Genomic DNA, 13,580 nt, shown 5'->3' with positions numbered 1-13,580 from the left:
TTAACCTTTTTTGAAATTTTGAAATAAAAGCTTGATTATAATTAATATAATCTTCCAATTTAATTATATATAATCTCCAAATGAAAATAGTAAGACTAGATGAAGTTGATTCAACACATAAATATTTAAAAGAGTATATTTCAAAAAATGAATATACAAATCCTTTGTGTATAGTTACAGATTTGCAAACACAAGGAATTGGAAGTAGAGGAAATTCTTGGATAGGGAAGAAAGGAAATTTATTTTTTTCTTTTGTAATAGATATAAATTCTTTACCAAATGATTTACCTCTTCAAAGTACTTCTATATATTTTACATTTATATTAAAAATTATTTTAAAAAATTTAGGTTCAAAAGTTTGGATAAAGTGGCCAAATGATTTTTATATGAAAGATAAAAAGATTGGAGGAACTATAACATCTATGTCCAAAAATTTGATTTTTTGTGGAATAGGGTTAAATCTTGTAGATGTTGAAAAAGAGTATGATAAGCTTGATATAAAAATAAATATAGATGAAGTTTTACAAAAGTATTTTTTTGAAATTGAAAAAAATATTTCATGGAAGCAAATATTTAGTGATTTTAAGATAGAATTTGAAAAAAGTAAGAAATTCCGAACAACCATTGATAATCAAAAAATCTCTTTAGAAAATGCAATTTTAAATGATGATGGTTCCATAGAAATAAATAATGAAAAGGTGTTTAGTCTAAGATGACAGAAATTATTTCAATAGCTAATCAAAAAGGTGGAGTTGGTAAAACTACTACTGCTGTAAACTTAAGTGCTGCTCTTGCACTTGAGGGAAAAAAAGTTCTATTAATAGATGCTGATCCTCAAGCAAATGCAACTACATCTTTAGGGTTTCATAGAGATACTTATGAATACAATATTTATCATGTAATGTTAGGTACAAAAGAATTAAATGAAATTATTTTAGATTCGGAAATAGAAAATTTAAAAGTTGCACCTTCAAATATTGGTCTTGTTGGAATTGAAAAAGAGTTTTATAAAAATACTAAAGAGAGAGAACTTGTATTAAAAAGAAAAATTGATACAGTTAAAAGTGATTATGATTATATAATTATAGATTCTCCTCCTGCACTTGGACCAATAACAATTAATACTCTAAGTGCATCTACTTCTGTTTTAATTCCTATTCAATGTGAGTTTTTTGCATTAGAAGGACTTGCACAATTATTGAATACAATAAAATTGGTAAAACAAACAATAAATCAGTCTTTACAAATAAGAGGATTTTTACCAACTATGTATAGTTCTCAAAATAATTTATCAAAACAAGTTTTTGCTGATTTAGCACAGCATTTTGAGAATAAATTATTTAAAATTGATGATGACTCTTATGTTGTTATTCCAAGAAATATTAAACTTGCAGAGAGTCCAAGTTTTGGTAAACCAATTATGCTTTATGATACAAATTCTATTGGAACAAAAGCTTATGTTAATTTAGCAAAAGCAATCACAGGATAATTTTATTTATAGGAAACAATATGGCTTTAGGTAGAGGATTAGGAGAATTGTTAGGTGAAGTTGAATCTGCTTATGAGAATTCAACAGGCAATGTTAAATCTGGGATAAGAAAAATCAATGTTTCATTGATTAAAGCCAATCCAAATCAACCAAGAAAAATATTTGATGAAGAAAAATTACAAGAATTAAGTGAATCAATAAAAGAACATGGATTATTACAACCAATAGTAGTTGTTGAAAATGATGATGGAACTTTTACTTTAATTGCAGGTGAAAGAAGATTAAGAGCTCATAAGTTAGCTCAAATTGAAGAAATAAAAGCAATTGTTGTAGATGCTGAAGAATTAAAATTAAGAGAATTAGCATTAATTGAAAATATTCAAAGAGATGATTTAAATGTTATTGAATTGGCATTTTGTTATGCACAATTATTAAATGAACATAATATTACTCATGAAGAATTATCAAAAAAAGTATTTAAAAGTAGAACTTCTATAACTAATACTTTAAGATTATTACAATTAAATTCTTATGTTCAACAATTTCTTGCAACAGATAAAATTAGTGCTGGTCATGCAAAAATAATGTTAGGACTTGATAATGATGAACAAAAAATGATTTGTGATTCTATCATTGGACAAAAACTTTCTGTTAGAGAAACTGAAAAATTAGTTAAAGAAATAAAAGAAAAAAAAGAAGATAAACCAAAAAAAGTAAAACCTGCATCTGAATATAATTTTACTTCTTTAGATAATATAGTACAAAAATTACAAGAAAATAATTTAAAAGTAAAAACTGAAAAAAATTACTTTAAGATTGAATTCAACTCACAAGAAGATATAGATAAAATATCTAGTTACTTTAATATACAATAGTAAAACTTTTTAAAAAAACTAGACTCTTATTCACTCCTTTAATATTTTTTTATATTTTATTTTGTTAGAATATTAGCGTTTTAGTTAAACTAAACTGTAAAAAATATGGAGGAATGAATGTTAGACATAAGTCCTGTATTATTGCTTAGCTCTGGTATCATCTTTCTTTTAGTTGTTGCTAGACTAAACAGTTGTCTTTTCAAACCACTATTAAAACACATGGATGAAAGAACATCTTCTATAAAAAAAGATTTAGAAGATGCAAAATCAAACGGTGCTGATGTAGAAGGGATGTTAGCTGAAGCAAATGAAATCATTTCTAAAGCTAAAAAAGAAGCAGCTGTAATTAGAGAACAAGCGTATAAGGAAGCAAAAGAGAGTGCTGATGCGAAACTTGTAAGTGCTAAATTGAATTTAGAAGCAAAATCTGCTGAATTTGCTAAAAACTTACAAGATGAAACTAAAGCATTAAAGGATTCTTTAATATCATCAATGCCTCAATTTAACGAGAGCTTAAAAGCTAAGCTTAGCTCGATTTAATAAGGGGATTGAAAATATGAAAAGAATGTTATTACTTGGGTTAGCTTTAGCTCCTGTTGCATTATTTGCAAGCGAAGGTGCGGTAGAAACTGATATAGTACAAAGAACCGTTAACTTTATTATATTTGCTGCGATTTTATGGTATTTAATTGCTGATAAAATTAAAGCATTTTTTGCTAATAGAACTTTATCTATTCAAGCAGAACTTGATAAAGTTCAAGAAACTTTAAAAGCTTCTCAAGATAAAGTTACAGATGCACAAAAAAAGTTAGAAGAAGCAAGAAAACTTGCTGCTGAAATCATTGAAGGTGCAAAAGCTGATATTGATTCAGTTAAACAAAAAGTTACAACTGCTGTTGATGCAGATATTACTAATCTAAATAAAAATTTAGAAGAGATGATAAAAATTGAAACATCAAAAGCTAAAAAACAAGTTGTTGCTGAAGTTCTTGAAGAGCTATTAAGTTCTGAAAATATTAAATTAACTCAACAAGAGTTAGTAGATGTTGTTCTTAAGAAGGTAGCGTAATGAAAGATTTAGTAGCAAAAAGATATGTAAAAGCATTAATTGATGGTAGAAATGGTGAATCAATTAACACTATCAGTAGTAAATTAAATCAAATATCTTCAGCTTTTGCTGATGAAAAATTTAATTCTATTATATCTTCACCAGAAATTTCTGATAAATCAAAAATTGATTTAATAATTTCTTTTATTGATGGTACTGATAATTCATTAAATAATTTTATTAAATTGCTTGGTGAAAAGAGAAGATTAGATTTATTACCATTTATTGCAAAAGATTTAAACATCGAACTTGCAAAAATGAATAACAATTATGTAGGTGTTGTTTATACTAATCAACAATTATCAAGTGATTATATATCATCAATTGAAAAACAATTTAGTAAAAAATTTGATGTTAAATTATCTTTATCACAAAATGTTTGTGATTATGATGGTATTAAAGTTGATATTGATGGACTTGGGGTTGAAATATCTTTTTCTAAAGATAGATTAAAATCTCAGTTAATTGATCATATTTTAAAAGCAGTTTAGAACTTATAAAGGAGAAATTGAATGGGTGCAAAAATTCAAGCTGATGAAATCAGTTCTATAATTAAAGAAAGAATTGATAACTTTGAATTAAATGTAGATGTAAATGAAACTGGTAAAATCATCTCTTATGCGGATGGTATTGCTCAAGTTTACGGTCTAAAAAATGTAATGGCTGGAGAAATTGTTGAGTTTGAAAATGGTGAGAAAGGTCTTGCTTCAAACTTAGAAGAATCTTCTGTTGGGGTTGTTATACTTGGAAAAGGTGAAGGTTTAAGAGAAGGTACTTCTTGTAAAAGAGTTGGAAAACTTTTAGAAACACCAGTTGGAGAAGCTTTAGTTGGAAGAGTTGTAAATGCTTTAGGTGAGCCAATTGATGGTAAAGGTGCTATTGCTGCTACTGAAACAAGATTTGTTGAAGAAAAAGCTCCTGGAATTATGGCTAGAAAATCAGTTCATGAGCCATTACAAACAGGTATTAAAGCTATTGATGCGTTAGTTCCAATCGGAAGAGGGCAAAGAGAGCTTATTATTGGTGATAGACAAACTGGTAAAACTACAGTTGCGATTGATACAATTCTTAACCAAAAAGGTGAAAATGTAATTTGTATTTATGTTGCAATTGGACAAAAATCATCTTCTATTGCTTCTGTTGTTAGAACATTAGAAGAATCAGGTGCTATGGATTATACAATTGTTGTAAATGCAAGTGCTGCTGATTCATCTGCTTTACAATTTTTAGCTCCATACACTGGTGTTACAATTGGTGAATACTTCAGAGATAATGGAAAACATGCATTAATTATTTATGATGATTTATCTAAACATGCTGTTGCATATAGAGAAATGTCATTAATTTTAAGAAGACCTCCAGGAAGAGAAGCATATCCAGGAGATGTATTCTATCTACACTCAAGATTATTAGAAAGAGCTGCTAAAATGTCAGATGAAAAAGGTGCTGGATCAATGACAGCTTTACCAATCATCGAAACACAAGCTGGAGACGTTGCTGCATATATTCCAACAAACGTAATTTCTATTACTGATGGACAAATTTTCTTAGAAACTAACCTATTTAACTCAGGTATTAGACCTGCAATTAACGTTGGTTTATCAGTATCAAGAGTTGGTGGAGCTGCACAAATTAAAGCTACAAAACAAGTTGCTGGTACTTTAAAATTATCTTTAGCACAATATAGAGAGCTTGAAGCGTTTGCTCAATTTGCATCAGATTTAGATGAAGCAACAAGAAGAGAGTTAGAACTTGGACAAAGAATGGTTGAAGTTTTAAAACAAGGTGTTAATAAACCATTAGTTATTGAAAAACAAATTGTAATTATTTATGCAGGTACTAAAGGGTACTTAAATGATATTGCAGTTAAAGATGTTGTTAGATTTGAAGCTGAATTACATGCATTTATTGAGCAAAAATATTCAAATATTTTAGAAGCAATTAAAGCAAGTCAAAAAATCGATGACAATACAGAGACACAATTAAAAGCTGCATTAGAAGAGTTTAAAACTGTATTCAATGCAAACTAAGGATTAGTCAATGGCTAACTTAAAAGAGATAAAATTAAAAATAGGTAGTGTTAAAAATACTCAGAAAACAACTAAAGCTATGAAGCTTGTGTCTTCTGCAAAACTTACTCGTACAAGACAATTGTCTGAACAAGCAAGAAGTTATGCACATAAGATAAATGATGTTCTTTCTGATATTGCTGCTAGAGTTAGCAAAGTTCAAGATGATGGAAATATTGGTAGATCATTTTTACAAAATGATAATCCAAAAACAGTAGATATTGTTTTTGTAACTGCTGATAAAGGGCTTTGCGGTGGTTTTAATATGGCAACAATTAAGACTGTTAGTAGATTAATTTCTGAATATGAAGCAAAAGGTACAAAAGTTAGATTAAGAGCTGCTGGAAGAAAAGGTGTTGACTTTTTCTCATTCCAAGGAATGACAATAGAGCAAAAAGCTACTGATTTATCATCTGCACCTGATTATGATAGAGCTGCTGATTTTATTCATAACGTTGTTGAAGATTTCAAAAATGAAGTTACTGATAAAGTGGTAATTGTTTATAATGGGTTTTTAAATATGCTATCTCAAGAAATTAGAGTTAGAGATTTATTACCAATTAGCTTAGATGATGTTAAAATTCAAGATAATGCTTCTATGTTAAATATTGAACCAGAAGAAGATGAAGATGAAGTTTTAGACGAATTAACTGATAAATATATTGATTTCAATATGTATTATGCTTTAATTGATTCTTTAGCTGCAGAGCATAGTGCTAGAATGCAAGCTATGGAAGCTGCAAGTAAAAATGCAAAAGAAAAAGTTAATAGTTTAACAGTTGAGTACAATAAAGCAAGACAAGCTGCAATTACAACAGAGCTGATAGAGATTATCAGTGGTGTTGAAGCATTAAAATAATTTATAAGGAGCTGCCCGTATGAAAGGTAAAGTTATTCAGGTAATGGGTCCTGTTGTAGACGTAGAGTTTGACGGATATTTACCAGAAATCAATGAAGCTATTGATGTTACATTAGCTGATGCTAGTAAAGATAGATTAGTACTAGAAGTTGCTGCGCATATTGGTGATAGTAGAGTTAGAACTATTGCAATGGATATGACAGAAGGTTTAGTTAGAGGTCAAGAGTGTATAGCTACTGGTGGACCAATTAAAGTTCCAGTTGGTGAAGCTGTATTAGGAAGAATTTTCAATGTTATTGGTGATCCAGTTGATGAGGGTTCTGCAATTCCTGCTGATACTGAAAGATGGTCTATTCATAGATCTGCTCCAACTTTTGAAGAGCAATCAACAAAAACTGAAATGTTTGAAACAGGTATCAAAGTTGTTGACCTTTTAGCTCCTTATTCAAAAGGAGGAAAAGTTGGACTATTCGGTGGTGCTGGAGTTGGAAAAACAGTTATTATTATGGAATTAATCCATAACGTTGCATTTAAACACTCAGGATACTCTGTATTTGCAGGTGTTGGAGAAAGAACAAGAGAAGGAAATGACCTTTACCATGAGATGAAAGACTCAAACGTTCTTGATAAAGTTGCACTGTGCTATGGTCAAATGAGTGAACCACCAGGTGCAAGAAATAGAATTGCATTAACAGGTCTTACAATGGCTGAGTACTTTAGAGATGAAAAAGGACTAGATGTTCTTATGTTTATTGATAACATCTTTAGATTTGCTCAATCTGGATCTGAAATGTCAGCTTTATTAGGAAGAATTCCTTCAGCGGTTGGATACCAACCAACACTTGCTTCAGAAATGGGTAAATTACAAGAAAGAATTACTTCTACATCTAAAGGTTCTATTACTTCAGTTCAAGCTGTTTACGTACCAGCGGATGACTTAACTGACCCTGCACCAGCTTCTGTTTTTGCTCACTTAGATGCAACTACAGTTTTAAATAGAAAAATTGCTGAAAAAGGTATTTATCCAGCGGTTGATCCACTAGATTCTACTTCAAGAATTTTAAGTGCTGATATCATCGGACAAGAACACTATAATACAGCAAGAGGTGTTCAATCTGTATTACAAAAATACAAAGATTTACAAGATATTATTGCAATTCTTGGTATGGATGAGTTATCAGAATCTGATAAACTTGTTGTTGCAAGAGCTAGAAAAATTGAAAGATTTTTATCTCAACCATTCTTCGTTGCAGAAGTATTTACAGGAAGCCCAGGTAAATATGTTGAATTAAAAGATACTATTGCAGGATTCCAAGGAATTTTAGATGGTAAATATGACAACATTCCTGAAATGGCATTCTATATGGTTGGTGGAATCGACGAGGTTCTAGCAAAAGCTGAGAAAATGAAATAACAAAAAACCATTAAGGCATAACTATGGATACAATTAAACTATCAATCGTTACACCTAATGGAGAAATATTTAATGATGATGTGAAAACTGTAACTCTTCCTGGTAAAGAGGGAGAGTTCGGTGTTCTACCAGGACACTCATCATTAGTTTCTTCATTAACTGTAGGTGTTATCGTTATTGAAAAAGTGGATTCTACAGAAGCTGTTGCTATTAATTGGGGACATGTTAAAGTAGATGAGAAATCAGTTGATGTTTTAGCAGATGGAGCTATTGCATTAACAGCTGGAAAAGATTCTGAAATTGCTAAAAATATTGAAGCAGCAAAAGAGTTAGTTAATTCTGTAAAAGATTCTAACATTTCAGTTGCGGCAGTTGAAGCTAAAATCAATTCATTTGCATAAAAATACATGATTACTACATTACTAAATTATTTGGCAAATAGTAGTGCTATAACTTATATAGTTTTAGCACTATTGTCAGTTTATATCGTACTTACTTTTTGGATTTTTTTGCATAGAAATAATGTTCTAAATTCACTTCTTAACAATGAAAAAAGATCTTTAGAATCTTTAACTTCAAGAGAGACTAGATTTTCACCATTATCTGCACTTAATAAATGTTCAAATAATATAGCTTCAAAAGAGTTACTACATGCATGTGAAATTAATATAATTAAAGATGCAAGTTCTGGACTTTCTTGGTTAGCAATAATATCTTCGACATCACCATTTATTGGACTTTTTGGTACAGTTATTGGTATATTAGAATCATTTGCAAAATTTGCAAATCAATCAAAAGTAGCATTTTCAATTATTGCACCAGCAATTAGTGAAGCATTAGTTGCTACAGCTGCAGGTATTTTAGTGGCAATTTTCGCTTACACATTCCATCAGATTCTTTCAAGAAAAGTTTATGAATTAAGCATTTTTCTTAAGGCTCAATCACAAATTTTAATAGCTAAAGGATAATCTAGTGTATGATTTTAATCAAAAACCAGATTTAAATATCACTCCTTTAGTTGATATCATGCTAGTTTTGTTAGCAATATTAATGGTAACAGCACCTGTTATTGAGTTTGAAGAACCAATTAATCTTCCAACAGGAAGTAGAAGTCAACAAACTCAAGATGTTCAAAAAATTGATATTATAATTACAAAAGATAGAATAGTTACATTAAATAAAAATAAAGTAGAAATTGCAAATTTTGCAGATAGTTTTTTACTATTTTCAAATGGAAAAGATCAAAATACTCCAGTTCATATAAGAGCTGATAAAAGTTTAAAATATGATGATATTGTTTATGTTTTAAAATCAGTAAAAGAAGCTGGATTTTTTAAAGTAGCATTAGTTACAGATGGGTAATATAGATGCAAAATAAAACTTCATTTATAATTTCAGGAATAATTGCATTTACAATATATTTTTCTTTTTGCATTTTAGTTATGCTCTATATCTTTTCTCCAAGTAGAGAACAAGTTAATATAACACCAAGTTCTACTACTATTGAACTTGATATGATAGAAGAAATAGCTGAGAAAAAAATGGTTCAAAAAAAAGTAGAAAAAATAATTGAAAAAGAAGAAGTAGTTGAAAAAGCAACTTCCGCTTCAAATGAAAAAAGACCTGATTTAAAATCATTGTTTGCTAATGTAAAAGAGACAGCACAAAAAGTTGTAAAAGAAGAAGTTAATAATGTTGAAAAATCTATTGATCCAAAAAGATTTAAATCAAAATTTGAGAAAGAAAAGAAATCTACAAATATTAAAATAGATAGATTGTTAGAAGATGAAAAAACTGCAACAGATTCAAAAGTAAAAAGCTCTTCAAAGGGTGAAAAAAATGATGATTATGCAAGTAAAATATATGAAATATTACAATCAGGTGCACCGATTTCTCAAGATACTAACTTGGTAGCAAAAGTAGTTATATCGATTGATGAAAATGGAAAATTTGATTATAAATTTCAAAAAGAATCCGGTGATGCTTCTTATGATGCATCTTTAAGAGCATATTTAGATGGACAAAGAAATGTTACTTATCCAACTCCTCCTAATGGAAAAGTTGTTAAGTATTCTGTTGATTTCAAATTTGAAGGATAAAATTATGTTTAGAATATTTTTATTTATATCTTTAATGTTCGGTTCTGTTTTTGCAGAAGTTGATGGGCATTTAGATATTGTTAAAAAAGGAATGGTACTTCCAAAAATTGTAGTTGCTATTGCAACTGATAGTCCTGAAAAAGGAACTTTAAGTAAAATTAGAAAAAGCTTATCTGATGATTTAGGTATTAGTGGACATTTTGATGTTGCTACTTCTAATAGTCAATTCTCATATAATGGAATGCCTGATTTAAGTTTAAGAAATCAAGGTATTAGTTTATTTGTAAATTTATCAGCTGAAAGAGAAGCAAATGGTAATTATACATTGAAAACAAAATTGTATGACTTAAATGCAGTAAATGCATTAGGAGGAAATGCTTCAGGTCTTGTTTTAGAAAAAAACTTTACAACTTCATTAGAAGAGAGATTTGTTTTTTTAGCACATAAATCAGCAATTTCAATTAATGATTATTTTAAAGCACCAAGTATTGCTTGGATGGATAAATTTGTTGTTTTTGCAGTATATGATGGACCAAGAAAATCAGATATTATGATTGGAGATTATTCTTTAACTTATAAAAAGAAAGTTGTAACTGGTGGTCTTAATATTTTCCCAAAATGGGCAGATAAAGAGCAAAAAACTATTTATTATACTTCTTATAACTATGATAAACCAACTTTAGTTAAATTAAATATTTATAATAGAAGTAAAGAGGTTATAATGGATTCAGATGGGATGTTAGCTTGTTCTGATGTAAGTAAAGATGGTTCTAAATTATTAATTACTGCTTCTCCTACTGGACAACCAGATATATTTTTATATGATGTAAATACAAAAACTAAAAAACAGGTTGCTGGTGGACCTACATGGATTGATGTTGGTGGACAATTTGTGGAAGATGATAAAGAAATAGTTTTTGTTTCTGATAGATTAGGAAATCCAAATATTTTTAAACAAAGAATTGGTTCAAGTTCTGTTGAAAGAATGGTTTTTCATAGTAAGAATAACTCTTCAGTTACATCAAATGGAAATAATATAATTTTTAGTAGTAAAGATTCAGATAATGAGATGGGTAAAAGTTTCAATTTATATCTAATTTCTACTAGAACTGATAGCTTACAAAGATTAACATCTCAAGGTGTAAATCAATTTCCTAAGTTTTCTCAAGATGGACAGAGTGTTTTATTTATAAAAACAGTTGGTGATGCAAGTGCGGTTGGTATTATTAGATTAGAATATAATAAATCGTTCCTATTCCCATTAACTGGTAAAAGAATACAATCTATAGACTGGTAAAATATACAATACAATTAATGTAATTTTACATTAATTGTATTACTTTCTTATAATCTTTTTTTATTTTTTAATTTATCTATAATAATCTACAAAATATAAACAATAATTAAGTTTCACTTTAGTAATATTTCTTGAAAATTTTAATTTCAAGGAAAAAACAATGAAAAAGTTAGGTCTTTATTCTGTATTAGTTTCAGCTTTATTATTTACTACAGGTTGTAGTGAAAAAAATGCTGATGTAGATAACGTAGTTGGTGCAAATGATGCAGCATCTGTTGAGGCTCCAATCCAAGATGGAACTTTATTAGAAAAAGCTTCAAATGGTAACTATTACATGATCAATGGACAAAGAGTTTTAATTGAGCACGTTTATTTTGGTTTTGATAAATACAATTTAACTGCAGACAATAAAGAAAAAGCAGTTTCAAATGCTTCTAAATTATCAGCTGTAAGTTCTGACACTACTGTTAAAGTATTAGGAAATACTGACGAATGGGGTTCAGATGAGTACAACTATGCATTAGGTTTAAAAAGAGCTAATGCTGTTAAAGATGTTTTAGTTGCTAATGGTGTAACTGCTAACATTTCTTTAGTTTCTTTAGGTGAAAGTAACCCAGTTTGTACTGAAAAAACAAAAGATTGTTGGGCACAAAACAGAAGAGTTGAGCACGAATTAGAAAAATAATTTGATGAAAAAATATCTTCCTTTACTACTAGTAGTAACTTCATTAACCGTAGCCGAAGAGGTTTCGGTTTATGGAGATTCAAGTGCTTCTTATAACCTTACTTCTACTGAAAAACATATTTTAAAGACACAAACAAGTGTTAGTAATTTATCATCTAAATTAGATGAAATGAATAACTTGGTTAATTCAATAAATAGTAGATTAAATGGCTTAGAGTCTACATATGAAGGTGATTCTGCAAGATTAAATTCAAAATTGAATGAATTACAGAAAAACGGTGTATCTTCAGATTTAGGTTCTAATAGTGATTCAACAGCTAATCAATCAGATTTAAATGCTTTAAAAGCCGCAATTACAAAATTAACTGCTCTAGTAAATAAAATAAATTCAGAATATGTTTCTTCTACGGAATTAGAAAAAAATATGCAACAATTTGTTACAAGAGAAGAATTTGAAGCAGTAAAAAAAGCTATGGGTGTGAAAACATCTTCAGTAACTCCTACAAAAACTACAGAAACAAAATCAGCAGCATTAGATGATAATTCTTCTTCTGCAACAAACATCGGAGAAGTTAAAACAGCTGAAGACAAGGCTAAGTTAATGGCTGAAGCAAAAAAAGATTATGATGCAAAAGCATATACTAATGCGATTCCAAAATATGAAAAACTTGTTGAAGTTAATTATAAACCAGCGGAAAATAATTTCTATTTGGGTGAAATGTGGTATAAAAGAAAAAAATATGATACTGCAATAAGTCATTTTAAAAAATCTGCAATGTTAAATGACAAAGCAGCTTATATGCCAACATTATTATTGCATAGTGCTATTTCGTTTGAGAATGTAAAAGATAAAGAAAATGCAAAAAGTTTTTATGGTACTTTAATTGAGCTTTATCCAAACTCTTCTGAAGCAAAAGAAGCAAAAACTAAATTATCTAAATTATAAAATATAAAAAGGAAAAAATATTATGTCAAATAAAGTTATAGGTATTGAATATACATTAAAAGATGCAAAAACTGGTGAACAATTAGATACAAATGTAGGTCAAGCACCATTAGAATTTGTTTCTGGAAAAGGACAAATTATTCCAGGTTTAGAATCAAAATTAGTAGATATGTCTACAAATGAAGAAGCAGATGTATTAGTTGAAGCAAAAGATGCTTATGGTGAGTATAATGAAGAAGCAATTCAAACTTTACCAAAAGAACAATTTGCAGGTATTGAGTTAGTTGAAGGTATGTCTTTATATGGTACTGGTGAACATGGTGAAACTGTACAAGTAGTTGTAAAATCTTTTACAGATTCAGATGTTACAATTGATTATAATCATCCAATGGCTGGAAGAACTTTAATGTTCTCAGTAGCAATTTTAAGTTTAAGAGATGCAACTGAAGAAGAAGTTCAAACTGGTGTTGTTGGTGGAATGGCTGCTATGGGTGGTGGTTGTTGTGGAGGTGGCGGACATAGTCACTCTCACGGTGGTGGTTGTTGTAGTTCAAATGATGACCATGGTCATGACCACGGACACTCTCATGGTGGTTGTGGTTGTCACTAATCTTTTAGTACAAAAAACTTTTTCTTTGCCCAAGTGTATTTATACATTTGGGCAAAACTATTTTTTAGAGTTAAGTTTTTTAGCTTTAAAAAATAGTTTTAAATAAATTTAACAATATAAAGAGGTATT

Annotated in this window: 17 protein-coding genes; all 17 read left to right on the top strand. The window is 29.2% G+C overall.

Features of this window, described 5'->3' with window-relative positions; genetic code table 11:
- Positions 1–80 precede the first annotated feature (80 nt).
- Positions 81–716 (top strand): biotin--[acetyl-CoA-carboxylase] ligase, encoded by a 636-nt coding sequence (locus B0175_RS10160; protein ID WP_108528450.1) that lies wholly within the window; start codon positions 81–83, stop codon positions 714–716.
- The gene (locus tag B0175_RS10155) at positions 713–1,489 is read left to right on the top strand and encodes a ParA family protein (RefSeq protein WP_108528449.1); all 777 of its coding nucleotides are present in this window, start codon (positions 713–715) and stop codon (positions 1,487–1,489) included. Before B0175_RS10160 ends, B0175_RS10155 begins: the two co-directional genes overlap by 4 nt.
- A gap of 20 nt (positions 1,490–1,509) precedes the next feature.
- On the top strand, positions 1,510–2,364 hold the full coding sequence (locus B0175_RS10150; protein ID WP_108528448.1) for a ParB/RepB/Spo0J family partition protein: 855 nt from the start codon (positions 1,510–1,512) through the stop codon (positions 2,362–2,364).
- Between the two features lie 117 nt (positions 2,365–2,481).
- Positions 2,482–2,904: a F0F1 ATP synthase subunit B family protein gene (locus B0175_RS10145; protein WP_108528447.1), complete on the top strand. Its 423-nt coding sequence runs from the start codon at positions 2,482–2,484 to the stop codon at positions 2,902–2,904.
- Between the two features lie 16 nt (positions 2,905–2,920).
- Complete coding sequence (locus tag B0175_RS10140) at positions 2,921–3,433, top strand: F0F1 ATP synthase subunit B (protein WP_108528446.1); 513 nt, start codon at positions 2,921–2,923, stop codon at positions 3,431–3,433.
- Positions 3,433–3,963, top strand: a complete 531-nt coding sequence (locus B0175_RS10135; RefSeq protein WP_108528445.1) for a F0F1 ATP synthase subunit delta — start codon at positions 3,433–3,435, stop codon at positions 3,961–3,963. Before B0175_RS10140 ends, B0175_RS10135 begins: the two co-directional genes overlap by 1 nt.
- A 21-nt stretch (positions 3,964–3,984) precedes the next feature.
- Positions 3,985–5,502 (top strand): F0F1 ATP synthase subunit alpha, encoded by a 1,518-nt coding sequence (gene atpA / locus B0175_RS10130; RefSeq protein ID WP_046992045.1) that lies wholly within the window; start codon positions 3,985–3,987, stop codon positions 5,500–5,502.
- A 10-nt stretch (positions 5,503–5,512) separates the two neighbouring features.
- Positions 5,513–6,400, top strand: coding sequence for an ATP synthase F1 subunit gamma (gene atpG / locus B0175_RS10125; RefSeq protein WP_108528444.1), 888 nt, complete (start codon positions 5,513–5,515; stop codon positions 6,398–6,400).
- A 19-nt stretch (positions 6,401–6,419) separates the two neighbouring features.
- Entirely contained in the window at positions 6,420–7,814 is a 1,395-nt protein-coding gene (gene atpD, locus B0175_RS10120) for a F0F1 ATP synthase subunit beta (RefSeq protein WP_004509827.1), read from the top strand.
- Positions 7,815–7,837: 23 nt separating this feature from the next.
- Complete coding sequence (gene atpC, locus B0175_RS10115) at positions 7,838–8,215, top strand: ATP synthase F1 subunit epsilon (protein WP_004509826.1); 378 nt, start codon at positions 7,838–7,840, stop codon at positions 8,213–8,215.
- A 6-nt stretch (positions 8,216–8,221) separates the two neighbouring features.
- Positions 8,222–8,782 carry a MotA/TolQ/ExbB proton channel family protein gene (locus B0175_RS10110; protein WP_108528443.1) on the top strand — a complete coding sequence of 187 codons (561 nt, stop codon included), beginning with the start codon at positions 8,222–8,224 and terminating at the stop codon, positions 8,780–8,782.
- A gap of 4 nt (positions 8,783–8,786) precedes the next feature.
- The gene (locus tag B0175_RS10105; protein ID WP_004509824.1) at positions 8,787–9,176 is read left to right on the top strand and encodes a biopolymer transporter ExbD; all 390 of its coding nucleotides are present in this window, start codon (positions 8,787–8,789) and stop codon (positions 9,174–9,176) included.
- Between the two features lie 5 nt (positions 9,177–9,181).
- Positions 9,182–9,913 (top strand): energy transducer TonB, encoded by a 732-nt coding sequence (locus B0175_RS10100; protein ID WP_108528442.1) that lies wholly within the window; start codon positions 9,182–9,184, stop codon positions 9,911–9,913.
- A gap of 4 nt (positions 9,914–9,917) precedes the next feature.
- Positions 9,918–11,210, top strand: coding sequence for a Tol-Pal system protein TolB (tolB, locus tag B0175_RS10095; RefSeq protein ID WP_108528441.1), 1,293 nt, complete (start codon positions 9,918–9,920; stop codon positions 11,208–11,210).
- A 160-nt stretch (positions 11,211–11,370) separates the two neighbouring features.
- Entirely contained in the window at positions 11,371–11,895 is a 525-nt protein-coding gene (locus tag B0175_RS10090) for an OmpA family protein (RefSeq protein ID WP_108528440.1), read from the top strand.
- Between the two features lie 4 nt (positions 11,896–11,899).
- On the top strand, positions 11,900–12,841 hold the full coding sequence (locus tag B0175_RS10085) for a tetratricopeptide repeat protein (RefSeq protein ID WP_108528439.1): 942 nt from the start codon (positions 11,900–11,902) through the stop codon (positions 12,839–12,841).
- A gap of 22 nt (positions 12,842–12,863) precedes the next feature.
- Complete coding sequence (locus B0175_RS10080; RefSeq protein ID WP_108528438.1) at positions 12,864–13,451, top strand: FKBP-type peptidyl-prolyl cis-trans isomerase; 588 nt, start codon at positions 12,864–12,866, stop codon at positions 13,449–13,451.
- Positions 13,452–13,580 lie beyond the last annotated feature (129 nt).

Source organism: Arcobacter lacus, assembly GCF_003063295.1.
Lineage (GTDB): Bacteria > Campylobacterota > Campylobacteria > Campylobacterales > Arcobacteraceae > Aliarcobacter > Aliarcobacter lacus.
This window is presented reverse-complemented; position numbering and strand designations above follow the sequence as displayed.

What these genes read in the sequence shown, in the direction of transcription:
- B0175_RS10080 (WP_108528438.1), top strand. Translation starts at nt 12,864, where the DNA reads ATGTCAAATAAAGTTATAGGTATTGAATATACATTAAAAGATGCAAAA.
- B0175_RS10090 (WP_108528440.1), top strand. Translation starts at nt 11,371, where the DNA reads ATGAAAAAGTTAGGTCTTTATTCTGTATTAGTTTCAGCTTTATTATTT.
- B0175_RS10110 (WP_108528443.1), top strand. Translation starts at nt 8,222, where the DNA reads ATGATTACTACATTACTAAATTATTTGGCAAATAGTAGTGCTATAACT.
- atpD (WP_004509827.1), top strand. Translation starts at nt 6,420, where the DNA reads ATGAAAGGTAAAGTTATTCAGGTAATGGGTCCTGTTGTAGACGTAGAG.
- B0175_RS10155 (WP_108528449.1), top strand. Translation starts at nt 713, where the DNA reads ATGACAGAAATTATTTCAATAGCTAATCAAAAAGGTGGAGTTGGTAAA.
- B0175_RS10150 (WP_108528448.1), top strand. Translation starts at nt 1,510, where the DNA reads ATGGCTTTAGGTAGAGGATTAGGAGAATTGTTAGGTGAAGTTGAATCT.
- B0175_RS10135 (WP_108528445.1), top strand. Translation starts at nt 3,433, where the DNA reads ATGAAAGATTTAGTAGCAAAAAGATATGTAAAAGCATTAATTGATGGT.
- atpG (WP_108528444.1), top strand. Translation starts at nt 5,513, where the DNA reads ATGGCTAACTTAAAAGAGATAAAATTAAAAATAGGTAGTGTTAAAAAT.
- tolB (WP_108528441.1), top strand. Translation starts at nt 9,918, where the DNA reads ATGTTTAGAATATTTTTATTTATATCTTTAATGTTCGGTTCTGTTTTT.
- B0175_RS10145 (WP_108528447.1), top strand. Translation starts at nt 2,482, where the DNA reads ATGTTAGACATAAGTCCTGTATTATTGCTTAGCTCTGGTATCATCTTT.
- B0175_RS10085 (WP_108528439.1), top strand. Translation starts at nt 11,900, where the DNA reads ATGAAAAAATATCTTCCTTTACTACTAGTAGTAACTTCATTAACCGTA.
- B0175_RS10140 (WP_108528446.1), top strand. Translation starts at nt 2,921, where the DNA reads ATGAAAAGAATGTTATTACTTGGGTTAGCTTTAGCTCCTGTTGCATTA.
- atpC (WP_004509826.1), top strand. Translation starts at nt 7,838, where the DNA reads ATGGATACAATTAAACTATCAATCGTTACACCTAATGGAGAAATATTT.
- B0175_RS10100 (WP_108528442.1), top strand. Translation starts at nt 9,182, where the DNA reads ATGCAAAATAAAACTTCATTTATAATTTCAGGAATAATTGCATTTACA.
- atpA (WP_046992045.1), top strand. Translation starts at nt 3,985, where the DNA reads ATGGGTGCAAAAATTCAAGCTGATGAAATCAGTTCTATAATTAAAGAA.
- B0175_RS10160 (WP_108528450.1), top strand. Translation starts at nt 81, where the DNA reads ATGAAAATAGTAAGACTAGATGAAGTTGATTCAACACATAAATATTTA.